This window comes from Cryptosporangium phraense (genome assembly GCF_006912135.1).
GTDB lineage: Bacteria > Actinomycetota > Actinomycetes > Mycobacteriales > Cryptosporangiaceae > Cryptosporangium > Cryptosporangium phraense.
Genome location: NZ_VIRS01000026.1, coordinates 39,068 through 62,297, shown reverse-complemented (window position 1 = coordinate 62,297; position 23,230 = coordinate 39,068). Strand labels below are relative to the sequence as shown.

General features: G+C 69.2%; 21 protein-coding genes and 2 tRNA genes. 16 read left to right on the top strand and 7 right to left on the bottom strand.

Going from position 1 to position 23,230, the window contains the following annotated elements; translation table 11 throughout:
* Positions 1 to 40: 40 nt before the first annotated feature.
* The 4 genes from yidC to rpmH are packed head-to-tail and all read right to left on the bottom strand — an operon-like array spanning position 41 to position 1,987.
* Positions 41 to 1,162: a membrane protein insertase YidC gene (gene yidC / locus FL583_RS29615; RefSeq protein ID WP_142708146.1), complete on the bottom strand. Its 1,122-nt coding sequence runs from the start codon at positions 1,160 to 1,162 to the stop codon at positions 41 to 43.
* A complete protein-coding gene (gene yidD, locus FL583_RS29610; RefSeq protein WP_142708145.1) occupies positions 1,159 to 1,470 on the bottom strand; it encodes a membrane protein insertion efficiency factor YidD in 312 nt (103 codons plus the stop codon). Before yidD ends, yidC begins: the two co-directional genes overlap by 4 nt.
* Positions 1,467 to 1,832 carry a ribonuclease P protein component gene (rnpA, locus tag FL583_RS29605; protein ID WP_142708144.1) on the bottom strand — a complete coding sequence of 122 codons (366 nt, stop codon included), beginning with the start codon at positions 1,830 to 1,832 and terminating at the stop codon, positions 1,467 to 1,469. Before rnpA ends, yidD begins: the two co-directional genes overlap by 4 nt.
* Before the next feature lie 17 nt (positions 1,833 to 1,849).
* Positions 1,850 to 1,987, bottom strand: coding sequence for a 50S ribosomal protein L34 (gene rpmH, locus FL583_RS29600; RefSeq protein WP_035859730.1), 138 nt, complete (start codon positions 1,985 to 1,987; stop codon positions 1,850 to 1,852).
* A gap of 531 nt (positions 1,988 to 2,518) precedes the next feature.
* Between rpmH and dnaA the strand changes: the two genes are divergently transcribed.
* From dnaA to FL583_RS29575, 5 genes are all read left to right on the top strand, one after another.
* Positions 2,519 to 4,630 carry a chromosomal replication initiator protein DnaA gene (gene dnaA, locus FL583_RS29595; protein WP_142708143.1) on the top strand — a complete coding sequence of 704 codons (2,112 nt, stop codon included), beginning with the start codon at positions 2,519 to 2,521 and terminating at the stop codon, positions 4,628 to 4,630.
* Between the two features lie 586 nt (positions 4,631 to 5,216).
* Positions 5,217 to 6,356, top strand: coding sequence for a DNA polymerase III subunit beta (dnaN, locus tag FL583_RS29590; RefSeq protein ID WP_142708142.1), 1,140 nt, complete (start codon positions 5,217 to 5,219; stop codon positions 6,354 to 6,356).
* A 133-nt stretch (positions 6,357 to 6,489) separates the two neighbouring features.
* Positions 6,490 to 7,446 (top strand): phosphogluconate dehydrogenase (NAD(+)-dependent, decarboxylating), encoded by a 957-nt coding sequence (gene gnd / locus FL583_RS29585; protein ID WP_142708141.1) that lies wholly within the window; start codon positions 6,490 to 6,492, stop codon positions 7,444 to 7,446.
* 7 nt (positions 7,447 to 7,453) lie between these two features.
* Positions 7,454 to 8,665, top strand: a complete 1,212-nt coding sequence (gene recF / locus FL583_RS29580; protein WP_142708140.1) for a DNA replication/repair protein RecF — start codon at positions 7,454 to 7,456, stop codon at positions 8,663 to 8,665.
* Positions 8,666 to 8,693: 28 nt separating this feature from the next.
* On the top strand, positions 8,694 to 9,284 hold the full coding sequence (locus FL583_RS29575) for a DciA family protein (protein WP_420843218.1): 591 nt from the start codon (positions 8,694 to 8,696) through the stop codon (positions 9,282 to 9,284).
* Between the two features lie 27 nt (positions 9,285 to 9,311).
* Here the strand turns inward: FL583_RS29575 and FL583_RS29570 are convergent, their stop codons facing one another.
* Together FL583_RS29570 and FL583_RS29565 are read right to left on the bottom strand one after the other, a co-directional pair.
* A complete protein-coding gene (locus FL583_RS29570) occupies positions 9,312 to 10,541 on the bottom strand; it encodes a citrate synthase (RefSeq protein ID WP_142708138.1) in 1,230 nt (409 codons plus the stop codon).
* 135 nt (positions 10,542 to 10,676) lie between these two features.
* Complete coding sequence (locus FL583_RS29565) at positions 10,677 to 11,633, bottom strand: NAD(P)/FAD-dependent oxidoreductase (RefSeq protein ID WP_142708137.1); 957 nt, start codon at positions 11,631 to 11,633, stop codon at positions 10,677 to 10,679.
* Positions 11,634 to 11,881: 248 nt separating this feature from the next.
* Here FL583_RS29565 and FL583_RS29560 point away from each other — a divergent pair, with 248 nt between their 5' ends.
* From FL583_RS29560 to gyrA, 4 genes are all read left to right on the top strand, one after another.
* Positions 11,882 to 12,142, top strand: a complete 261-nt coding sequence (locus FL583_RS29560; protein ID WP_142708136.1) for a hypothetical protein — start codon at positions 11,882 to 11,884, stop codon at positions 12,140 to 12,142.
* A gap of 84 nt (positions 12,143 to 12,226) precedes the next feature.
* Positions 12,227 to 12,805, top strand: a complete 579-nt coding sequence (locus FL583_RS29555) for a hypothetical protein (protein ID WP_142708135.1) — start codon at positions 12,227 to 12,229, stop codon at positions 12,803 to 12,805.
* Positions 12,806 to 12,976: 171 nt separating this feature from the next.
* On the top strand, positions 12,977 to 14,932 hold the full coding sequence (gene gyrB, locus FL583_RS29550) for a DNA topoisomerase (ATP-hydrolyzing) subunit B (RefSeq protein ID WP_142708134.1): 1,956 nt from the start codon (positions 12,977 to 12,979) through the stop codon (positions 14,930 to 14,932).
* A gap of 148 nt (positions 14,933 to 15,080) precedes the next feature.
* Positions 15,081 to 17,564, top strand: a complete 2,484-nt coding sequence (gyrA, locus tag FL583_RS29545; RefSeq protein ID WP_142708133.1) for a DNA gyrase subunit A — start codon at positions 15,081 to 15,083, stop codon at positions 17,562 to 17,564.
* Positions 17,565 to 17,598: 34 nt separating this feature from the next.
* Here gyrA and FL583_RS29540 read toward each other — a convergent pair whose 3' ends face one another.
* Positions 17,599 to 17,949 (bottom strand): hypothetical protein, encoded by a 351-nt coding sequence (locus FL583_RS29540; protein WP_142708132.1) that lies wholly within the window; start codon positions 17,947 to 17,949, stop codon positions 17,599 to 17,601.
* Here FL583_RS29540 and FL583_RS29535 point away from each other — a divergent pair.
* The 7 genes from FL583_RS29535 to FL583_RS29510 all read left to right on the top strand — a co-directional run bounded on the left by FL583_RS29535 (position 17,933) and on the right by FL583_RS29510 (position 23,219).
* Positions 17,933 to 18,892 carry a DUF3566 domain-containing protein gene (locus FL583_RS29535; RefSeq protein ID WP_205752558.1) on the top strand — a complete coding sequence of 320 codons (960 nt, stop codon included), beginning with the start codon at positions 17,933 to 17,935 and terminating at the stop codon, positions 18,890 to 18,892. The two genes, FL583_RS29540 and FL583_RS29535, sit on opposite strands and share 17 nt — an antisense overlap.
* A gap of 53 nt (positions 18,893 to 18,945) precedes the next feature.
* Positions 18,946 to 19,019: transfer RNA gene (locus FL583_RS29530), tRNA-Ile, on the top strand.
* Between the two features lie 43 nt (positions 19,020 to 19,062).
* Positions 19,063 to 19,191, top strand: coding sequence for a DLW-39 family protein (locus FL583_RS41975; protein WP_240746853.1), 129 nt, complete (start codon positions 19,063 to 19,065; stop codon positions 19,189 to 19,191).
* A 47-nt stretch (positions 19,192 to 19,238) separates the two neighbouring features.
* Positions 19,239 to 19,311 (top strand) — tRNA-Ala (locus FL583_RS29525).
* Between the two features lie 456 nt (positions 19,312 to 19,767).
* Positions 19,768 to 20,859, top strand: a complete 1,092-nt coding sequence (locus tag FL583_RS29520) for an LCP family protein (RefSeq protein ID WP_142708131.1) — start codon at positions 19,768 to 19,770, stop codon at positions 20,857 to 20,859.
* Positions 20,850 to 21,428 carry a TetR/AcrR family transcriptional regulator gene (locus FL583_RS29515; RefSeq protein ID WP_142708130.1) on the top strand — a complete coding sequence of 193 codons (579 nt, stop codon included), beginning with the start codon at positions 20,850 to 20,852 and terminating at the stop codon, positions 21,426 to 21,428. Before FL583_RS29520 ends, FL583_RS29515 begins: the two co-directional genes overlap by 10 nt.
* 108 nt (positions 21,429 to 21,536) lie before the next feature.
* Entirely contained in the window at positions 21,537 to 23,219 is a 1,683-nt protein-coding gene (locus FL583_RS29510; RefSeq protein ID WP_142708129.1) for a sodium:solute symporter family protein, read from the top strand.
* The last annotated feature ends 11 nt before the right edge of the window (positions 23,220 to 23,230 follow it).

Sequence of the window (23,230 nt, the reverse complement as noted above, 5' to 3'; positions counted from 1 at the left end):
GTGGGGCGCTGAAGAATGAGTCCGTCGGGGCCGCGCACGCTCAGCGCCGGCCGCCCTTCCGTTTCCGGTTCCGGTTGTCCTGTGGACGGCGCGCTCCGCCACCGCCGCGCGCCGGCGTCGGCTTGCGCACCGGTGCGGGCTTCTCGGCGTCGCCGGTCTCGGACGCGGCCGCCTCAGCGGCCTTGGCCGCCTGCTCCGCGGCCGACGCGCGCTCCGCTCGCGCCTGCGCGGTGTCGAACTTGACCGAACTTCCGGACGACGGCTGGCGCGCCGCCGCCGGACGGCCGCCCTTCTTCGGGTTCACCGGCTTGACGCCCGGCTTCGGGGCCATCGCGGCCGCCTTCTCCGGGTCGACCTTGGGGTCACCGGGCTTCGGCAGCGGCATCTTGCTGAGCACCCAGAACTGCTGACCCATCGAGAAGAAGTTCTGCGTCACCCAGTAGACGACGACACCGATCGGGAAGATCGCACCGGAGACCAGCAGCGAAGCCGGGATGCCGTAGAGCATCAGCTTCTGGACCATCGCCTGCGTCGGGTCGGCCGCCACCCCGTTGCGCGCGATCATCTGGCGCTGGGTGATGTAGGTCGTCGCGACCATCGTGATGATCAAGATGCCGGCGACGAGCGTCACCGCGAGCCGGCTCGCGTCCAACTGCTCGAGCTGTTCGGTCGTAGACCGGAAGGCCGCGGCGATCGGCGCGCCGAAGATCCGGGCCTCGGACGCGCTGTTGAACTGGTCGGCGGTCCAGCCGTACTCGGTGGTCATGGCCTTGAAGGCCGAATCCGAGTTCGGGTTGATCAGCCGAAGGACGTGGAACAGACCGATGAAGACCGGGATCTGCAGGAAGATCGGGAGGCAGCCCATCAGCGGGTTGGCCTTCTCCCGCTTGTAGAGCTCCATCATCTCCGCTTGGAGCTTCTGCTGATCGTTCTTGTACTTCTCGCGCAGTTCCTTCATCTGCGGCTGGATCGCCTGCATCGCGCGCTGCGACTTGATCTGCCGGACGAAGACCGGGAACAGCACGACCCGGACGGTCAGCACGAGGAAGACGATCGAGAGCACCCAGGCGGGGCCGGACGGCATGTGGAGCAGGCCGCCCCAGAGATCGTGCCAGCGCAGCAGGATCCACGAGATGCCCGTGTAGATCCAGTTCAGGTTCACCGAGTAGCTCCAGACAGACGGCGGTCACGGATACGACGGAAGGGCCCCTTCGAGGGGACCGGGTCGTACCCGCCGGGGTGGAACGGGTGGCAGCGCATCACGCGCCAGCCTGCCAGCAGGATTCCCGCCACCGGGCCGTGGGTGCGCAGTGCCTCCAGCGCGTAGGCGCTGCAGCTGGGGTGGAACCGGCAACGAGGCGGCAGCGCCGGGCTGATCCACCGGCGATAGGCCTCGATCGGGGCGATCAGGACGGCCAGCAGCAGCCGCGACATGCGGCCGGCCGGAGGGCGAGGGGAAGCAGTGCTCATCGTCGAGCCTTCAGAATGCGTCGGAATGCGCCGTCCAGGTCGCGGCCCAGCGTCTCCGAGGTTTGGTCGGCGGCGGCCGGAAGAGCCCGGACGACCACCGTGCTGCCGGGTGGCAGCTGCGACAGCCGATCGCGGACGAGGTGGCGGAGCTGCCTCGCGACCCGGTGCCGTATCACGGCATTACCGACTGCCTTGGAGACAACGAAGCCGGCCCGGACGGAGTTCTCCGTCGGGCCGGCGTCGTTCGATGCTCCACCGAGGGTGGCGTGCACGACCAGCGTGCTGCGTCCCGCGCGATTGCCCGAGCGCAGCACCCGGGTGAAGTCTTCGCGCCGCCGCAGCCGCGCGTGCGCCGGCAGCACGCCGCGCTCCTGCCTGGTCAGGCGGAGAGGCGCGCGCGCCCCTTGAGGCGCCGAGCGGCGATGATGGCCCGCCCCGCCCGCGTGCGCATGCGCAGCCGGAAGCCGTGGGTCTTCGCGCGGCGGCGGTTGTTCGGCTGGTAGGTGCGCTTGCTCACGTCGAGGTCTCCGATACGTACTAACTAGGTCGGACTGCGGGCGGCTCGGCTACACCGGTGATCTCCGCACGGCACAGCCATAGATGGTTCCAGCGTACGTGAGCCAGGACAGAGCCAGCAAATGCGGTCCACAACCTCCACACTCCGTGACCGTGATTCACCCTGCGCGTCGGTCTCGGCGCGCTCTCCGGTCCCGTAATCAATCTGGCACATCAGGCATGCCCGCAGGCCACGGCCTTGGACGGGACAACGGGTCGGCGCAGCCTGTGGACAACGCCTTGTTGCGTGCTCAGAGACGCTGTTAGCCTGCCCGTTTGCCGGTCCTGGTTGATTCTCGTCGGAACTCCCGTCAGAGCAGTCGGGGGCGTTCGGCCTGGTGAGCCCCTCAAACGGGCGGCCGCCCGACACGCCGTCGGCGCCGGGGAACGAAATGTCCGGTTCAGGTCGGGGCCCGCGCACTATACACAGGGTGTGGAAACCGGTGTGGACAGTGCATCGGCGGCCCGAGTGAGACGCTATCTACCAGGGGGAATGGTGACCGACGAGAGCGTCAATCTCGAAGGCATCTGGTCTGCGGCCACGGAAAGCCTGGCCGACCAGGACCTCAGTCCCCAGCAGCGGGCGTGGCTCCGGTTGACCCGGCCTCTCGCGCTGGTGGAGGACACCGCACTCCTTGCGGCGCCCAACCAGTTCGCCAAGGACGCGTTCGAGAGTCGACTACGCGGAGTGATCACCGACGCGATCTCGCGTCAGTTGGGCCGGCCCGTCAACGTCGCCGTGACGGTGCGCGTTCCGGTCGAACAACAGACGATGGAGCTCCACGTCCTCGATCTGCCTCCGGTCGACAACTGGCAGCCGGAGTCGTACGCCCCCGGCCGGTACGACGAAGGTCCCGCGCCGGAGCCCGAGTTCCGCGACTACCGCGGTGCCGCCGCCGCGGCCGGCGGCGGGGCCGAGCGTCCGGAGTTCCCGCCGCCGCACCCGTACCGGCCCTACGGCGGCGAGAGCGCACGCCCGGCCGCCTACGGCGCGAGCCCCGACCGGTACTCGTCGGCTGCTCCGGCGACGCCCCCGGGCGAACCGCTCGACGCGCCGGCTCCGGACCGTCTGCGCGGCCGGCACGCGGCCACCGACCGGGAGCCCGCCGAGGTTCCCGAGCCCGCCCCGCCGAGGCCGGGCCCGACGTCGACGCCGGCCGACGCGACGACCGCGGGCCCGTCGGCACTGGCCCCCGACGAAGGTCCGGCCACCACCGGCCCCGTACCGACGATGCCCGCCGGCCCCGAGCCCACCTCCCCGGCCGCCGGCGGCGCCGCGATCCCGGGCGGCCCGGCCCCCGTCGTCGGCTCCGCCGGGGTTCCCGGGTTCGCCTCGCCGCAGAGCTTCGCCCCGCCACCCGCCTACCCCGAGCAGCAGCCGGCCTACCGCGCGACCGGTCCGTACGGCGCGGCCCGCCCCGGCGGCTTCGAGCCCTACGACGGCAGCGCCTACCCGCCGAGCTTCGACACCCGCGGCCGCCACCACTCGCCCGCGTTCGGCCAGGAGGCTCCGGTCGAGCCGGCCAACCGGGGCATCCGGCGCGGTGAGACCCCGCGGCCGACCGAGCCGGCCCGGCTGAACCCGAAGTACACGTTCGACACGTTCGTCATCGGCTCCTCGAACCGGTTCGCGCACGCGGCCGCGGTCGCGGTGGCCGAGGCGCCGGCCAAGGCCTACAACCCGCTGTTCGTCTACGGCGGTTCCGGGCTGGGCAAGACGCACCTGCTGCACGCGATCGGGCACTACGCCCAGTCGCTCGGCAACGCCAGAGCCGTGCGGTACGTCTCGACCGAAGAGTTCACGAACGACTTCATCAACTCGCTGCGCGACGACAAGACCCAGGCCTTCCAGCGCCGCTACCGCGACGTCGACATCCTGCTGGTCGACGACATCCAGTTCTTGGAGAGCCGCGAGCGGACGCAGGAGGAGTTCTTCCACACGTTCAACACGCTCCACAACGCGAACAAGCAGATCGTCATCAGCTCCGACCGCTCGCCCAAGCAGCTGTCGACGCTGGAGGAGCGGCTGCGCACGCGGTTCGAGTGGGGCCTGCTCACCGACATCCAGCCGCCCGACCTCGAGACCCGGATCGCGATCCTCCGGAAGAAGGCCGCCCAGGAGCGCCTGGCCGCGCCGCCGGAGGTGCTGGAGTTCATCGCCAGCAAGATCCAGTCCAACATCCGCGAGCTCGAGGGCGCGCTGATCCGGGTGACGGCGTTCGCCAGCCTCAACCGTCAGCCGGTCGATCTGGGCCTGGCCGAGGTCGTCCTCAAGGACCTGATCCCCGAGGGCGGCGGCCCGGAGATCACCGCAGCCACGATCATGGCCGCCACCGCGGAGTACTTCAGCGTCTCGATGGACGACCTCTGCGGCTCGTCACGCTCCCGGGTGCTGGTCAACGCCCGCCAGGTCGCGATGTACCTCTGTCGCGAGCTGACCGACCTCTCGCTGCCCCGCATCGGCCAGGCGTTCGGCGGCCGCGACCACACGACGGTCATGCACGCCGACCGCAAGATCCGCCAGATGATGGCCGAGCGCCGGTCGCTCTACAACCAGATCGCCGAGCTCACCAACCGCATCAAACAGCGCGCTCAACAGCAGTAGATCGGCTTTCCCCAAGGCTTCCCCAGGGCTCCCGGCCATCGGCCGGGAGCCCTTCTTCGTCCACATCATGTGGACGCCGCTTCCCACACGTGTGTATGAGTAATTCGCCTGGCTAGAGCGGTCAGTTCATCCTCCATCCACCGCACTGCCCCCAACCCTGTCCACCGTTTCACCAGCACTCATGCACAGCCTGGGGATAACTCTGTGGAAAGGGCTTCCGCCTGTGTGAAAACTGTGCGGACAGGTGTGGGTTACGTGTGGGCAACGGGGGACAACCGAACGCTCTCCACAACAGGCCTCTCGTCATCCCCAACGTCCCCACCGGATGTCCACACGTTCATAACTTGCGCACGCTGCGCAGACGCTCGATCTCCACCGTTTCCACAACCCCTACGACGACTACGAATCAGTTATCTAGAGAGATCTCAAGTGCTCTTCGGTGCTGGGGACTGTGGGGAAAAGTGCCGAGAGCGGGTCGAGAAAATCTCAGCGAGGAAGAGAGGGACGCGCTCCCGGCGCACCCTTTCGTCGCACCCACGGGGTACGGTCGGCTTCCCTGAGCGGCCCGCACTGATGGAGGCAAGGAATGAAGTTCCGGGTCGAGCGCGAGTCGCTTGCCGACGCCGTCGCGTGGACGGCCAAGAGCCTGCCCGCGCGGCCGCCGGTGCCGGTCCTCGCCGGTGTCCTGCTGGAGACCGACAACGATCGGCTCACGGTCTCGGGCTTCGACTACGAGGTCTCCAGCCAGATGGGCGTCGACGTGCAGACCGACACGCCCGGCCGGGTGCTGGTGTCCGGCCGTCTGCTGGCCGAGATCACCCGGGCACTACCGAACCACCCGGTCGAGCTCGACGCCGACGAGGCGCGCGCTGAGATCGTCTGCGGCACCGCTCGGTTCACGCTGCCGACGATGCCGGTGGAGGACTACCCGACGCTGCCGGAGATGCCCACCGTCGCCGGTGCCGTCGACGCGGACGAGTTCGCCACCGCGGTCGCCCAGGTCGTCGTCGCCTCGGGCAAGGACGACACGCTCCCGGTTCTCACCGGCGTCCGGCTCGAACTCGAGGGCGATCGGCTGACCCTGCTCGCCACCGACCGCTACCGGCTCGCCGTCCGCGAGCTCTCCTGGCGTCCGGGCGCGGCCGACGTCAGCCAGAACGCGCTCGTGCCCGCCCGCACGCTCTCCGACACCGCACGCGCGATGTCGTCCGGTACCGAGGTCACGCTCGCGCTGAGCCAGGGCGCCACCGGCGAGGGGCTGATCGGCTTCTCCGGGGCCGGCCGCCGCACCACCACCCGGCTGCTCGACGGTCAGTTCCCGCCGGTCCGCTCGTTGTTCCCCGACAGCCACGCGATCCAGGCCAAGGTGCCGACGGCGACGATGATCGAGGTCGTCAAGCGTGTGTCGCTGGTCGCCGAGCGCAACACGCCGGTCCGCCTGGCGTTCACGAGCGGCATGCTCACCGTCGAGGCCGGCGGCACCGAAGACGCCCGCGCGTCCGAGTCCACCGACGCGGTGTTCGACGGCGACGACATCGAGATCGCGTTCAACCCGCAGTTCCTGCTCGACGGCCTCAACGCCCTGGGTACGGAGGTCGCGGTGCTCTCGTGCACCACGCCGCTCAAGCCCGCGGTGCTCACCGGCGAGGAGGCCGACGCCGAGTCCAAGCCGGTGAACGAGAGCGCCTACCGGTACCTGTTGATGCCGGTCCGGGTCTCGCAGTAACGAGCCCTTCCCCGGTCCGTCAACAGATAGCCCGAGCCCGGTTGACATCCCCCTCGCTGTCGAGGGGAAGAATCGATCAGGAAGTGTCCGGTCCGAGTCGGCCGGGCGTGGGGTACGACGGCCGCACCGCCACATGAGTGAGGGACAGGGGAGCACCATGGAGATCGGCCTCATCGGGCTCGGCAAGATGGGCGGCAACATGCGCGAGCGCATGCGCCAAGCCGGCCACACCGTCATCGGGTACGACCGCAACCACGAGATCGCCGACGTCGGCAGCCTCACCGAGCTCGTGGACGCGTTCACGACGTCGCCGCGGGTGGTCTGGGTGATGGTGCCGGCCGGTGACCCCACCCGCGAGACGGTCAAGGAGCTGGGCGGCCTGCTCTCCGCCGGCGATGTCGTCGTCGACGGTGGCAACTCCCGCTTCACCGACGACAAGATCAACGCCGACCACCTGGCCGAGAAGGGCATCGGCTACGTCGACGCGGGCGTGTCCGGCGGCATCTGGGGCTTGAAGAACGGCTACGCGCTGATGGTCGGCGGCGAAGAAGAGAACGTGGCCAAGGTCAAGCCGTTCTTCGACGCGCTCAAGCCCGAGGGCGACTACGGCTACGTGCACGCGGGCCCGGTCGGGGCCGGCCACTTCGCGAAGATGGTTCACAACGGCATCGAGTACGGCATGATGCAGGCCTACGCCGAGGGCTACGAGCTGCTCATGGCGGCCGACGTGGTCCAGGACGTGCCCGGCGTGCTCAAGAGCTGGCAGGAGGGCACGGTCGTCCGGTCCTGGCTGCTCGACCTGCTCGTGAACGCGCTCGAGGAAGACCCGAACCTCGACGACATCAAGGGCTACGTCAACGACTCGGGCGAAGGCCGCTGGACCATCGAGGAGGCGATCAACCACGCCGTCCCGGTGCCGGTGCTCGCCGCGTCGCTGTTCGCGCGGTTCAGCTCGCGTCAGGAGGACTCGCCGGCGATGAAGGCCGTCGCTGCCCTCCGCAACCAGTTCGGTGGGCACGCCACCACCAAGGTGGGCAAGGAAGCCACTGCGGCTCACCTCGGCGGGCCGGGCGACACGATCGACAGCTAAGGGACAGATGGACACGGATCGGGCCGGGACCCCCAACCGGCAGGGTGGCACGCACGTCCGCCACCTCTCCCTGGTCGACTACCGCAGCTACGCGGCGGTGTCGGTCGACCTGGAGCCCGGCCCGAACGTGTTCGTCGGCCCCAACGGCCAGGGCAAGACCAACCTGGTCGAGGCCATCGGCTACGTCGCGACCCTCGGCAGCCACCGGGTCGCGACCGACGCCCCGCTGGTCCGGGCGGGTGCTTCGCGGGCGGTGATCAGGGCCGCGGTCGTCCGGGACGCCCGCGAGCTGCTCGTCGAGCTCGAGATCGTGCCCGGCAAGGCCAACCGTGCGCGCCTCAACCGCTCGCCGGTGACCCGGCCGCGTGACGTCCTCGGCGCGCTGCGGACCGTGCTGTTCGCCCCCGAAGACCTGGCCCTGGTCCGCGGTGACCCGGCCGAGCGTCGTCGCTTCATCGACGACCTGCTGGTCGCCCGGTCGCCGCGCTTCGCCGCGGTCCGGGCCGACTACGACCGGGTGCTCAAGCAGCGCAACGCGCTCCTCCGCACCGCGGCCTCCGCGCGCCGGGCGTCGAAGGGCGCCGGCGACCTGCGTACGCTCGAGGTCTGGGACGGCCACCTCGCCGCCCACGGCGCCGAACTGCTGGCCGGTCGTCTCGAGGTGCTCGCCGCCCTGGAGCCCTACGTCGCCAAGGCCTACGACGCGGTCAGCGCCGGACGCGGCCGCACCCGGCTCGCCTACCGTTCGTCCACGCACGGCGACGCGGCCACCGACACGCCCGAGCCGGTCGCCGACCGCCCCGAGCTCAACGTCGACGTCGCCGAGCTCACCCAGCGCATCCTCGCGGCCCTGGCCGAGTCCCGGAGCCAGGAGATCGAGCGGGGCATCACGCTGGTCGGCCCGCACCGCGACGACGTCGTGCTCTGGCTCGGCGACCTGCCCGCCAAGGGGTACGCCAGCCACGGCGAGGGCTGGTCGTACGCGCTCGCGCTCCGCCTCGGCAGCTACGACCTGCTCACCGACGACGGCAGCGAACCGGTGCTGATCCTCGACGACGTGTTCGCCGAGCTGGATTCCCAACGCCGGGACCGGCTGGCCGACCTGGTGCACGATGCTTCCCAGGTGCTGGTGACCGCGGCTGTCGCCGCGGATGTTCCACCGGCCCTGCAGGGCGTACGGTTCGATGTCACGGCTGGGGAGGTCACTCGTGACCGATGACGATATCGACGATGGGCAGCGCGATGCCGTGGGCGGGAACCACACCGCACAGGGCGGCGGCGCGGCCGACCGTTTCACGGGAAACGGCGCCAACCCCGTCGGTGCCCAGCCCCTCGGCGGTGCCCAGCTCGCCCGGGCCGCCCTCGACGCCGCTCGCGCGGCCGGACGCACGTACACGACCCGCCCCGGAGGACCGAAGAAGCGGCCGGCCGACGACGGGCAGAGCCCGAAGCGTCGGCGGTGGAGCGGCTCCGGCCCCGACCCGCGCGACCCGCAGCCGCTCGGCCGGCTGGTCAGCCGCATGGTGGCCGACCGGGGCTGGGACAAGCCGACGGCCGAGGCCCGCGTGCTGGGCGACTGGCCGAAGCTGGTCGGTCCGGAGATCGCCTCGAAGTCGCGTCCGGTGCAGCTCAAGGACGGCGAGCTGACGTTGCAGGCCGAGTCGACGGCGTGGGCCACCCAGCTCCGGCTGCTGTCCACCAAGATGCTCGGGCTGCTCTCGGCCGAGGTCGGCCCGAACGTCGTCAAGAAGATCCGCGTGCACGGACCGGCCGCGCCGAGCTGGAAGCGCGGCCCGATCTCGGTCCGGGGCCGCGGACCCCGCGACACATACGGCTGACCCCCGACGGCTCCACCGGCAAGTGCGTCATCCGCGGCTTCGGCGGCGCGAGCCGTCCGGCGGCGGGCGGAACCGGTCGGGCTCCTCGGCGTACTCCTCGAGCGTGTGCGCGATCCATCCCGCGCAGCGCGCCACCGCGAGGATCGCCAGGCCGGCGTCGGACGGCATCCCGGCGGTGAACGTGAGCGCGGCGACGCCGAAGTCGAGGGTCGGGTCGAGCGGGCGGCCGCGGCGGCCGGTGGCCAGGAACTGCTCGACGGCCTCCCACCGACCACGGTGCGGAGGCTCGGCCGCGAGGACGTCGATGAGCGCGCGGCCGCGGGGGTCGCCGTCGGGGTAGAGCGGGTGATCGAAGCCCGGCAGGTGGTTCGACTGGTCGAGCAGGCGCGCGACGACCGCGACGCTGCCGTCGCTCTCGGCCTCGACGAGCGTGCGGTGCACCAGCGCGCTGGTGCCGCTCTCGATCGAGCCGTCGAGCGTGTACAGCGCCGCCCCGACCGCTGCGTACGGATGCGCCCGAGCCGACGCCGCGACCCGGGCCGCGACCGTCGATGCGGTCACCCCGTGATCGGCGAGCAGCCCCAGCGCCGTGTTCAACGCCCCCACCGCAGCCGCCTGCGGCGGCATCCCGGTCAACACCCCCCACAGCCGCCCGGCCACCGACTCTGCCTCTGGACCGTCGGCTCCGCCCCCGGTCCCGGCGTCCGGAGCGGGCGGCAGGCCGTCGACGATCGCGGCGATCAGGGACGCAGCGGTCACGGTCACCGCCTCGGGACGCAGGTCGGCCCGGAGCGGGTCGATCGCGCCGACCGCGGCCACGACGGCCCGGATCCGGTCGAGCAGGCGAACCCGCGGCGGTAGCGCGGTGGCCGCGGCCCGGGCCGCGTCGACGAACTCGGCCGGCCCGGTGAACGACAGGGCCGGCCGGCCCTCGGTCCACAACCACCCGGCGACCGCCTCGAACGACTCGGTCCGGGCCATCTCGCACGCGTCCAGGCCGCGGTACCAGAGCCGCTGCTCGCGGATCTCGCTGACCGCCGACGGGATCAGCACCCCGGTACCGGCGACCGCGACCGGGCTGCGCGGCTGCTGCGCCATCTGGTCGAGCTCGGCCGGATCGAAGAAGCTCGCCCGCCCGTCGGCGCCCCGGACCCGCGAGATCAGCCCCCGGCTGACGTAGGCGTACAGCGTCGCGGGCTTGACACCGAGCCGGGCGGCGGCCTCAGCGGTAGAGAGCAAGGGGACCCCGTCGGTCATCCCTCACCTCCCCGTCTCGCCCGCGCTCGGCCACATTGATCAATGTATCGATGCGACGTCTCTGCGGGCTGACGGTATCCACAGGTGTCTTGTGGATATGTGGATCAATATCGATCGACCCAGGTCGAGAGGTGCTCAGGAGAGGCGGCGGGCCAGCTCCAGGCCGAGTTTGTGCCCGGAGAGCCAGGCGTTCTCGACGCGCGGCGACCCCCATGCGTCACCGCACATCGAGATGCCTCCGTCGCCCAGGAAGAACGGCGTCGCCCGCGGGGCCAGCGGCCGGGCGTGCGGCCAGGCCTGGGCGAATGTCCAGCTCGGAACCTCGTCGATGTCGAGGATCGTCCGGACGGCGTCGACCATCCGGTTGACGACCTCCTCGGCGTCCTTCGCGACCTCGTCCAGGTGCTCGGCGGCGAACTCGGCGGTGCTGTGGGCGACCAGGACCGGCGCCGAGTCGGCCCGGCGCCTGCCGTCGTCGGCGATCCAGTCGAGTACCGGGTCGCCGTGCACGAACACGCCCTCGACGTCCCACGTGCGACGAGGCCATGCGGACGCGACCGCGATCACCGGTGACCAGGCCGAATTCACCGCCGCCCGCTCGGCCTCGCAGGCCGGGTCGAGCAGGGCGAGCGCCTCCGGGTCGGGCATCGCCAGCACGACGCCGTCCACCTCGACGCCGTCGACCACCGGGCCGGGGCCGACCTCGGCAACGGGGTCGCCGAGCCGCACCGGGATGCCGGTCGCTAGATCCTCGACCAGCGCGGCCAGCCCCCGGCTGGTGCCGTAGCGCACCGGCCCGTCCTCGCTCGTGCTGAACCCGAGCTCGTTGTGGACGGTGAACGCGCTGGTCCACGGGTGGGCGAGGCCACGCCGCACCCAGTCGTCGACCACCGTGCGGAACGCCTGGTCCCGGCACGTCAGATACGACGCACCGAGGTCCACCGGCCGGCCGCCGAGCTCACGGGTGGCCAGCCGGCCCCCGATCGAGTCCGCACGTTCCCGAACGACTACCTGGTGGCCGGCGCTCGCCAGGGCGCGCGCACACGCGAGCCCTGCGATCCCGGCGCCGATGATCTGCACGTCAGCCGCCATACCCCCATCGTCACAGGTCACGCGGCTAGCGCCAGTTACCGGCGCCTGTACATTCGCCCATCCATGTTGATCAACATAGATCAGCCTGCACGAAGTTATCCACAGGCCGGTTGTGGATATGTGGATACAACCCGATCTACATAGATCAATGTGGATCGCCTCTGCATCAGCATTCTCAATCGGCACAGCGTTCCCGTGCGCTTCACCGTCGAACTCGGACGCTCGCGGTACCGCTAAAGTGATCGGCCATGGCTACCTCGGCCGTCTCGAAGCAGCTGCTCCTCGACCGGCTCAACCGCGTCGACCGGCAGACCGCGAGCCTCTCGACGCTGAAGAACAAGGTTCAGCAGGCGGTGGCGCAGGTCGAAGCCGCGATCGGCGGCTCGGCGACCCAGGACGACCGCAGAGTGCTCGAGCAGCTGCTGGCGAACCTCACCGAGCTGCAACGCTCGATCGACTCGATGCGGTCCGCGGTCACCAGGGGACGTGAATTCGCGAGCTCCGTTTGATTCATCCGTCCGACCGCGCGAGCAGTGGAAGTATGGATACGCAGAGCACGCGTACCGGTACCGATGGTCGCTGGAGGCAAATCGATGGCCTCTAAGTTGGAGTCGCTCGCGAGTGAGCTCCGGTCGCTCGCCGACCAGGTCAACCAGCACCGCGCGCCGGTGGTGCAAGCGGCGCAGCAACTCCGCGAAGCCGCGTCCACCGTGCAGAGCCTCGACTTCGACGCGCCGGTGACGCAGACCGCCGACGGGGAGCAGGTGGTCGGTCCGAAGCCGGTGGTGCCGGCGGAGGTGGGGGCCAACCTTGCGGCCGCCGCCGAAGGCGCCAAGAAGGCCGTCGGTCCGCTCACCGAGACCGCCACCCTGCTGCGGACGTTCGCGTCCCGGCTGGCGACCGGCCTGTCCGGAGCGACGACCGGCGAAGCCCCGGCCGGCGAGCCCTACCAGCCCGGCGAGTCCACCACCGACTCCGCGCCGCCGGCGTCCGAGCCGCCCCCGGAGACCGGAAACCCCGCCCGGCCTGCGTATCCGACCCGGGAAATGCCCCCGGAGCCGCACGATTCGGGCCCGCTGGCCCGGCCACGGTACGGTCGTTATCCGACTACCACAGCCGCACACTTCGCGCCGGGAAATCGGTCGTACGAAGTCGGTACGCAGCCCCAGTAGGTACCCACGCGGACGGGGGTCGATCGCGTCAGCTCGCCCACAGGCCGCGCCGCTGCGACTTCCTGTCGGACGAGACGGCTAGACTGGGCTGGTACCCCGCGCGCGTCACGCTTGCCATGCCGCGCCCGACGCCGCCGGACCGCCGGTGGAGAGAGCAGCCGAGGCCAGTCCGTGTCAGAAAAGAAGAAGTCCGGCTACGACGCCAGCTCCATCACTGTTCTCGAAGGTCTCGAAGCGGTCCGCAAGCGTCCAGGTATGTACATCGGTTCCACCGGTGAGCGCGGTCTCCACCACATGGTGTGGGAGGTCGTGGACAACGCGGTCGACGAGGCACTGGCCGGCTACTGCGACACCGTCCAGGTGACGCTGCTCGACGACGGCGGAGTTCGCGTCGTCGACAACGGCCGTGGCATCCCGGTGGGCATGCACCCGGTCGAGAAGCGCCCGGCCGTCGAGGTCGTCCTGACCGTCCTCCACGCGGGCGGCAAGTTCGACGGCAAGTCCTACGCGGTCTCCGGTGGTCTGCACGGCGTCGGGGTCTCGGTCGTGAACGCGCTGTCGCACAAGCTCGAGGTCGAGATCAAGACCGAGGGCTTCGTCTGGTACCAGCCGTACGAGAACACGCAGCCGGCCGCGAAGCTCGAGAAGCGCGGTGCCACCAGCGAGCACGGCACCTCGATCACGTTCTGGGCCGACCCGACGATCTTCGAGACCACGGTCTACAACCTCGAGACGATCCGCCGTCGCATGCAGGAGATGGCGTTCCTCAACCGGGGCCTGACGCTGATCCTGCGCGACGAGCGGAACCCCGACGAAGACCGCGGCGACAAGCCCCGCGAGTACACGTACCAGTACAAGGGCGGCATCGCCGACTACGTGCGGTTCCTCAACGAGAAGAACACGCCGATCCACAAGAGCGTCATCGAGTTCGCCGGCGAGAGCCAGGGCCTCGCCGTCGAGGTCGCGATGCAGTGGAACGAGAGCTACCGCGAGTCGATCCACTCGTTCGCGAACACGATCAACACGCACGAGGGCGGCACCCACGACGAGGGTTTCCGCACGTCGCTGACCAGCATCGTCAACCGGTACGCCAAGGAGAAGAAGCTTCTCCGCGGCAACGACGACAACCTCACCGGCGACGACATCCGCGAGGGCCTGGCCGCGATCATCAGCGTCAAGATCGCCGATCCGCAGTTCGAGGGCCAGACGAAGACCAAGCTCGGCAACACCGAGGTGAAGTCGTTCGTCCAGAAGATCTGCAACGAGTGGCTCAACGACTGGTTCGAGCGCAACCCCAGCGAGGCCCGCTCGATCATCACCAAGGCGTCCGCGGCCTCCCGGGCCCGCATCGCGGCTCAGCAGGCCCGCAAGCTGGCCCGGCGGAAGAGCGCGCTCGACTCGAACGCGATGCCGGGCAAGCTGTCCGACTGCCAGTCGTCCGACCCGCGCGAGTGCGAGCTCTACATCGTCGAGGGTGACTCGGCCGGCGGCTCGGCCAAGCAGGGGCGGGACCCGAAGTTCCAGGCGATCCTCCCGATCCGCGGCAAGATCCTCAACGTCGAGAAGGCCCGCATCGACCGGGTGCTCAAGAACAACGAGGTCCAGTCGCTGATCACCGCGCTGGGCACCGGCATCCACGACGAGTTCGACATCGAGAAGCTGCGCTACCACAAGATCGTGCTGATGGCCGACGCCGACGTCGACGGCCAGCACATCCGCACGCTGCTGCTGACGCTGCTGTTCCGCTTCATGAAGCCGCTGGTCGAGCTCGGCCACGTCTACCTGGCGCAGCCGCCGCTGTACAAGATCAAGTGGAACAAGAAGGGCGACGACGCCCAGTACGCGTTCTCCGACCGCGAGCGCGACGGTCTGATCCGCCTCCGCCAGGAGAAGAACCCCAAGGCGAAGCCCGACGACATCCAGCGGTTCAAGGGTCTCGGCGAGATGAACTACCCCGAGCTGTGGGAAACCACGATGAACCCCGCCACGCGGACGTTGCTGCAGGTCACGCTCGACGACGCGGCCGTGGCCGACGAGCTGTTCAGCGTGCTGATGGGTGAGGACGTCGAAGCCCGGCGCTCGTTCATCCAGCAGAACGCGAAGGATGTCCGCTTCTTGGACATCTAAACGTTTGCCGCGTGGAAACGCTGGTTACCGGCACCACAGCGCCGTCCAGGAGTTGTCCACACTGATCACAGCCTTATCCACATCTTAAAACGGCATATCGTACAAAAATCCCCTCCGCGGGAGCGATATCCACACCGGAAGGCAGTTCGTGACCGAGACGACGACCCCGCCACCATCCGGCGACCGCGTCGAGCCCGTCGGGCTCGAAGTGGAGATGCAGCGCAGCTACCTCGACTACGCGATGAGCGTCATCGTCGGCCGCGCGCTGCCGGACGTGCGGGACGGCCTGAAGCCCGTGCACCGCAAGGTCCTGTACGGCATGTACGACGGCGGCTACCGGCCCGACCGGGGGTACGTGAAGTGCTCCCGGGTCGTCGGCGACGTCATGGGGCAGTACCACCCCCACGGTGACTCCTCGATCTACGACACGCTCGTCCGGATGGCGCAGCCCTGGTCGCTGCGCTATCCGCTGATCGACGGCAACGGCAACTTCGGCTCGCCGGGCAACGACCCGGCCGCGGCCATGCGGTACACCGAGTGCCGGCTCGACCCGCTGGCCATGGAGATGGTCCGGGACATCGACGAAGACACCGTCGACATGGTCCCGAACTACGACGGCCGGGCCACCGAGCCCGCGATCCTGCCCTCGCGGTTCCCGAACCTGCTGGTCAACGGCTCGGCCGGTATCGCGGTCGGGATGGCGACGAACATCCCGCCGCACAACCTGCGCGAGGTCGCGTCCGGCGTCCAGTGGTGCCTCGACAACCCCGAGGCGTCCGAGGAAGAGACGATCGTCGCGGCGATGTCCCGGATCAAGGGTCCGGACTTCCCGACCGGGGCGTTGATCGTCGGCTCCGAGGGCATCAACGACGCCTACCGCACCGGCCGCGGCTCGGTCCGCATGCGCTCGGTCGTCGAGGTCGAGGAAGACCGCCGCGGCCGCCAGATGCTGGTCGTCACCGAGCTGCCCTACCAGGTGAACCCCGACAACCTGGCCGAGCGCATCGCCGAGCTGGTCAAGGAGGGCAAGCTCGCCGGCATCGCCGACATCCGCGACGAGTCCTCCGGCCGCACCGGTCAGCGCCTGGTGCTCGTCCTCAAGCGGGACGCGGTCGCCAAGGTCGTGCTGAACAACCTGTACAAGCACACCCAGCTCCAGGACTCGTTCGGCGTCAACATGCTGGCGATCGTCGACGGCGTCCCGCGGACGCTGAACATCGCCCAGATGCTGCGGTATTACGTCGCGCACCAGGTCGAGGTCATCGTCCGGCGTACCCGCTACCGCCTCCGCAAGAAGGAGGAGCGGGCCCACATCCTGCGTGGTTACCTCAAGGCGCTGGACGCGCTGGACGAGGTAATCGCGCTGATCCGGGCGTCGGAGACGGTCGAGATCGCCCGCACCGGCCTGATGCAGCTGCTCGAGATCGACGAGCTGCAGGCCACCGCGATCCTCGACATGCAGCTGCGCCGCCTGGCCGCTCTCGAGCGCCAGAAGATCATCGACGAGTACAACCAGATCATGGAGGACATCGCCGAACTCGAGGCGATCCTCGCCAGCGACGAGCGCCAGCGCCAGATCATCGGCGAGGAGCTCGCGGCGATCGTCGAGAAGTACGGCGACGACCGGCGGACGACGATCCTGCCGTTCGACGGCGACGTCTCGATGGAAGACCTCATCGCCGAGGAGCCGGTGGTCGTCACGATCACCCGCACCGGCTACGCCAAGCGCACGAAGGTCGACCTGTACCGGTCGCAGCGCCGCGGCGGCAAGGGCGTGCAGGGCGCCGCGCTCAAGCAGGACGACATCGTCGCGCACTTCTTCGTCTGCTCGACGCACGACTGGATCCTGTTCTTCACGAACAAGGGCCGGGTCTACCGGGTGAAGGCGTACGAGCTGCCCGAGGCGACCCGGACGGCCCGCGGCCAGCACGTCGCGAACCTGCTCGCGTTCCAGCCCGACGAGCAGATCGCCGAGGTCATCGAGATCCGGACCTACGAGGACGCCCCGCACCTGGTGCTGGCGACCCGCAACGGCCTGGTGAAGAAGACCAAGCTCACCGAGTTCGACTCGAACCGGCAGGGCGGCGTCATCGCGATCAACCTGCGCGACGGCGACGAGCTGGTCGGCGCCGAGCTGATCAACGAGGACGACAACCTGCTGCTGATCAGCAAGCAGGCCCAGGCCATCTGCTTCAAGGCCGACGACGAGACGCTGCGCCCGATGGGGCGCGCGACCTCGGGCGTCATCGGCATGCGATTCAGCGGCGAGGACGAATTGCTCTCGATGCACGTGGCCCGCGAGGGCATGGACGTGCTGGTCGCGACCGAGGGCGGCTTCGCCAAGCGGACGCCGATCGAGGAGTATCCGGTCCAAGGTCGTGGTGGTAAGGGGGTCGTCACTGCCAGGATCGTGTCCAAGCGGGGACGGCTCATCGCGGCACTTGCGGTGACCACCGATGATGAGCTCTTCGCCATCACGTCCAACGGCGGCGTGATCCGGACACCGGTGCGGCAGGTTCGCCGAACTCGTGACCGGAACACGATGGGGGTCAAGCTCATGGAGCTCCCGGCCGGGGTGACACTGGTGGCGATCGCGCGCAACGAGGACGAACCTGACGGACAGGACGGCTGATGACTGACTCCGAGAACACGGACGGGCCTGGCGCTCAGAATTCGAGCGCCTCCGCCCGGGCGTCCGCTGCGGTGGGTAAAGCCACCGTGGGGAGAGCCACCGTCGGAAGCTCGGGCACGCCGCCCCGGGACACCAGCCGGAGCGGCGCCGCCACGACGCCCGCCGCCCCCGCCCCGACGTCGACGAAGCCGGCTGCGCCCAAGCAGCCGGCCAAGCCGGACGCCTCGGCCACGCCGAAGCCGACCCCGAGCCCGACTCCGAGCCCAGCCAGCGGCGCGAACGGCGCAGGCAACCGCCCCCAGGCCTCCCAGCCCAGCGGAGCCGGGCCGGCCAAGACCACCCCGAAGCCCGCGGCCGCCCCCACGACGGTGACGGCGAAAGCCAAGCCGCCGGCCGCCAAGAGCACCCCGGCCGGCTCCGCCGCGCCGTCGACCCCTGGTTCGCCGAACGGCGCCCAGAACGGCGCTCAGAACGCGGCCCAGAAAGCGACCGGCACGACCTACGGCAAGCCGGTCAGCGGAGGCACCCCGGTGTCGTCCGCGCCGACGTCCGGGACGTCCGGAGCGTCCGGGGTCTCTTCGGTCTCGGCGCGCAGCACGGCGTCGGTCAAGCCGCCCACGTCCGCGCCGCCCGCGGCGGCCACGTCCGCGATGCCGTCGTTCGATCGCGACCCGGGTCGCTCGGCCGCCACCTCGGTCAACCCCCAGGCCGCCCACTCGGTCGGCAGCGCCCACTCGGTCGGTAGCGCGCATGCGGTCAGCGGCCCGCCCGCCGCCTCGGCGCACGTCGGGGTGCCCGCCGGCACCGCTCCGGTCTCCGGCGGAGCTCCCGGCCAGCCCGGCCAGCTGGGTCAGCCCGGCCAGCCCACCCAGGTGAGTGGGGCTGCTCCGCCGCGGGTCCAGGTCGGCGAGGCCGTGCGCTCCGCGCGTCAGACCGTGTCCGCGGCCGCCAGCCGCGGTCCGCGCCGGGCCCGGCTGCAGCTGAAGAAGGTCGACCCGTGGTCGGTGATGAAGTTCTCGTTCGCGGTGTCGCTGGTGCTCTTCATCGCGTCGATCGTGGCCACGTCGATCCTGTACATGGTGCTCGGTGCGCTCGGCGTGTGGGACAGCCTCAACGAGACGATCAGCACGGTCACCGCGGGCCAGGACGGTAGCCAGGGCGTCGACCTGGCGATCACCGCGAAGATGATCATCGGCGGGTCCGCGCTGCTCGGGGCCGTGAACATGGTCCTCTTCACGGCGCTGGCCACGCTCGGTGCGTTCATCTACAACGTGTGCGCCGACCTCGTCGGAGGCATCGAGCTGACGCTCGCGGAGCGCAACCAGTAGGGATGCGGTTTGGGGCGAGGCAGATCGGTAGGGTAACGTTCAGTCTCGCGTCCGGGGCTATAGCTCAGTCGGTTAGAGCGCATCGCTGATAACGATGAGGTCGCTGGTTCGATTCCAGCTAGCCCCACCCCAGCAGCCAAAACGCAGCACATCGGAAAGGGGCACTCTCCATGTTGAAGAAGGCGCTCGTGCTTGCGGTTCTCGCAGGCATCGCCGTTGTGGCTGCGAAGAAGTTCAAGGAAGCCAGCGACGAGCGTGAGTTGTGGCACGAGGCCACGACGGCGCCCGACCACCGCTGAGAATCCATCTGAGGTAGCTCGCCAGCTGCGAGGCCGCCGGCGAGTTCGGGGACGTAGCTCAATTGGCAGAGCACCGCCTTTGCAAGGCGGGGGTTAGGGGTTCGATTCCCCTCGTCTCCACAGCAGGCGGGTGATGAGCCCCGCACGACACGAACGAAGGCCAGGCGCACCGCGCTTGGCCTTCCGTCGTTTATGTGGGCATTTAATGAGTCGAGCGATTCCTATCCCCGCAATAACGGAAAATGCCCTTTTCCTGACCCGTAAATCGGTCCCGACTACGGCACCTTTCCACGCCGACGTGCACTAATGCCCGAAGTCGGTTACCGATGGTCACCAGCAACTGCGAAGCGTGATCACCTACTCATCTCTTCGGACGGATCCATCCACAGACTCCCCGATCGCTAGCCGAATTCTTCCCCTCCTTGGCTATGCTCCGTCCCATCTGGTCGCGGTATACCTGCCGCTCAGACCCTGAATCGCCGGAACTAAGTGCCCGCTCGTCGTGGTGCGGCGCCCACACACTTCTGGCTGTTTCTCGTCCCGCCCGGGCGGCGACGACTGACGCTGAGGAGCGGAATGGCAGTCGGCCTGAAGGAGGCCCCGCCGGATGCACCGGGTCCGGCCCCAATCCGCTCCACCACGGCGCGACGCACGCCGAAAGCACCGCCCTGGGCGAAGGCGTGCATCATCTTCGGCGCGGTCCTGGTCGTGCTGGCCAGCGGCACGCTGACCGCGGCCTACGGCCTGACGAACCGGTACAACAGCAAGGTCAAGCGGGCCGACATCCTCGGCAACCTCTCGGAGAAGCAGTCCTCGTACACCGAGGGGCCGCTGAACTTCCTGATCCTCGGTTCCGACAACCGGGTCACCGATCCGAGTTTCGCCAAGACCGACGGTCTGCGGTCGGACACGATCATGATCGCCCACATCGACAAGACGCTGAGCAAGACGTACATCGTCTCGGTACCGCGTGACAGCTACGTCGACATTCCCGCGTCCGGCGACGGCAAGTGGCTGGGCGGCAAAGACAAGATCAACGCGGCTTTCGTGCACGGCGGCGCGGCCCTGACCGCCAAGACCGTCCAGCAGCTCACCGGCGTCGATTTCAACGGTGCGTTCCTGCTCGACTTCAACAGCGTGCGGAAGCTCGTCGGCATCGTCGGTGGCGTCACGGTCTGCATCCCGTTCTCGATGCACTCGATCCACACCACGCGGAAGTGGAAGAAGGGGTGCAACTACCTCACCGCCGACGGCGCTCAAGACTTCATGCGTCAGCGCAAGACCGTGCCCGGCGGTGACTTCGGCCGGATGCAGAACCAGCAGCGGGTCATCCTCGCGGTCGCGAAAAAGATGACGACCAAGGGCATCCTCACCGACCCGTTGAAGCTCGACAAGCTGGTGAGCACGGTCGCCGAGTCGGTCACCGTCGACCAGAGCGTCGATCTGCCCGACCTGGCCCTCGGCCTCAAGAAGCTGCGGCCGAACAACCTGCGGTGCACGACGCTCCCGTTCACTACCGACGACCTGCAGACGCCGGCCGGCAGCTCGGTCGAGCTCGACCCGGTCAAGGGCGAGCAGCTCTACGCGGCCCTGCGCGACGACACGATGGACGCCTACCTGGCCGCGAACCCGCCGGCCGACGCCGGTACGACCGGCGCATGTTCCTAGACGCTCCCTCCACCCGCCGGGACGAGATCCTGACGATCGCGGTCGACCTGTTCGCCCGCCGCGGCTACCACGGCGTCTCGATGGACGACGTGGGGGCCGCGGCCGGCGTCACCGGCCCGGCTCTGTACCACCACTTCGCCGGCAAAGAGGCCATGCTGGCCGCCGCGTTCACCCCGGTCTGCAAGCACCTGCGTGACGAAGGGCGCCGCCGCGTCGCCAAGGCGCCCGACGCGGAGTCCGCCCTGCGTTCGCTGGTCGACTTCCACGTCGAGTTCGCGCTGGGCAGCCCGTCCCTCCTGCGCCTCTACCTGCACGAGATCGACCGGCTACCTCCGGACGCCAAGAAGTCGGTCCGGAAGCTGCAGCGCCAGTACGCCGACGAATGGGTGCAGGTCCTCGTCCAGGTGCGCCCGGACTGGTCACCCGAGGAAGCCCGCGCCGCCACCCACGCGATCTTCGGCCTGATGAACTCGCCTCAAGACGGCCTGCAGAGCCCGAAAGCCCTGCTGACGAATCTCGTCCTCAACGCGCTCTCGCCCCTGACGAAGACCACTCTCGACATCGCCTGACCACACGATTCGACAGCCCTACCACGGGGTACAAGGCCTCCGCTGGGCCGCGCCGCCGCACCCACTTCAGCCCCTTCGGCCGACTCCAGCGGAAAGGGGTGGGGTCGTATGACGACCGACTTGGCAGCCACGCTGGATGTCAACGGCATCGACTACACGATTCTCGGGATCTACTTCGCCATCGTCATCGCGATCGGTTTGCTCGCCCGGCGGGCGGTGGCCACGAGTGAGGACTTCTTCCTCTCCGGCCGGGCGCTGCCCGCCTGGGTGACCGGGCTCGCGTTCGTCGCCGCCAACCTCGGTGCGCTGGAGATCCTCGGCATGGCCGCCAACGGCGCCGAGTACGGCATCTCGACGGTCCACTTCTACTGGATCGGCGCCGTGCCGGCGATGATCTTCCTCGGCCTGGTGCTGATGCCGTTCTACTACTCGACGCGCGTGCACAGCGTCCCCGAGTACCTGCGGCGCCGGTTCAACAACCCGACGCACGCGTTCAACGCGCTGACGTTCGCGGTCGCCTCGGTGCTCACCGCGGGCGTCAACCTCTACGCGCTCGGCCTGATCATCCAGAGCCTGCTCGGCTGGCCGCTCTGGGTGGCGATCTTCATCTCGGCCGGCTTCGTGCTGATCTACATCACGCTCGGCGGCCTGTCCGGCGCGATCTACACCGAGGTGCTCCAGTTCTTCGTCATCCTGGCCGGCCTGATCCCGCTGGTGATCGTCGGCCTGTCGGCGGTCGGCGGCTGGGACGGCCTGAAGGACAAGGTCACCGACAACACCGACCTCGGCGCGGCGGCGTTCAGCCAGTGGGGCGGCACGGCCGTCGGCAACACCACGAACCCGCTCGGCGACTGGATCGGCATCGTCTTCGGCCTCGGCTTCGTGTTGAGCTTCGGCTACTGGACGACGAACTTCGCCGAGGTCCAGCGAGCGCTGAGCGCCAAGGACCTCTCCGCCGCCCAGCGCACCCCGCTGATCGGCGCGTTCCCGAAGATTTTCATCCCGGCGCTGACGATCATCCCGGGTCTCGTCGCGCTCGTCCTGATCCCGAAGCTGGGCCAGGACGGCGGCCCGACCTACAACGACGCGATCCCCGAGCTCATGGCCAAGTTCCTGCCCAACGGCGTGCTGGGCATCGCGCTGACCGGTCTGCTGGCCGCGTTCATGGCCGGTATGGCGGCGAACGTCAGCTCGTTCAACACGGTGTTCACCTACGACCTGTGGCGGCCGTACGTCGCCAAGGACCGTCCGGACCGGTACTACCTGCAGGTCGGCCGGATCGTCACGGTGGTCGGCATCCTGATCGGGATCGGCACCGCGTTCATCGCGGCCGGCTTCGAGAACATCATGAACTACGTCCAGGCGCTGTTCTCGTTCTTCAACGCCCCGCTGTTCGCGACGTTCATCGTCGGCGTGTTCTGGAAGCGCATGACCCCGTGGGCCGGGTTCGCCGGCCTGGTCTCCGGCACTGCCGCAGCCGTCCTGGCCTACCTCAGCCTGAACGAGAAGCTCGGGCTGCCCGCGGTCGTGCACCTCGAGTCGGTGCAGAGCCGGAACTTCTGGGGCGCTATCGCCGCGTTCGTCATCGACGTCCTGGTGACGGTCATCGTCACGATGGTGACCAAGCCGAAGCCGATCGACGAGGTCAAGGGTCTGGTCTGGGGCGTTCCCGACCCCGACAACCCGGATGCCGCCGACGCGCAGAACGTCCGCCGCTGGTGGGAGTCGCCGAAGGTGCTGGGCTTCTCCGCCCTCGGCATCACGGCCGTCCTGTCGATCATCTTCCTCTGAGTTAGGAGCCC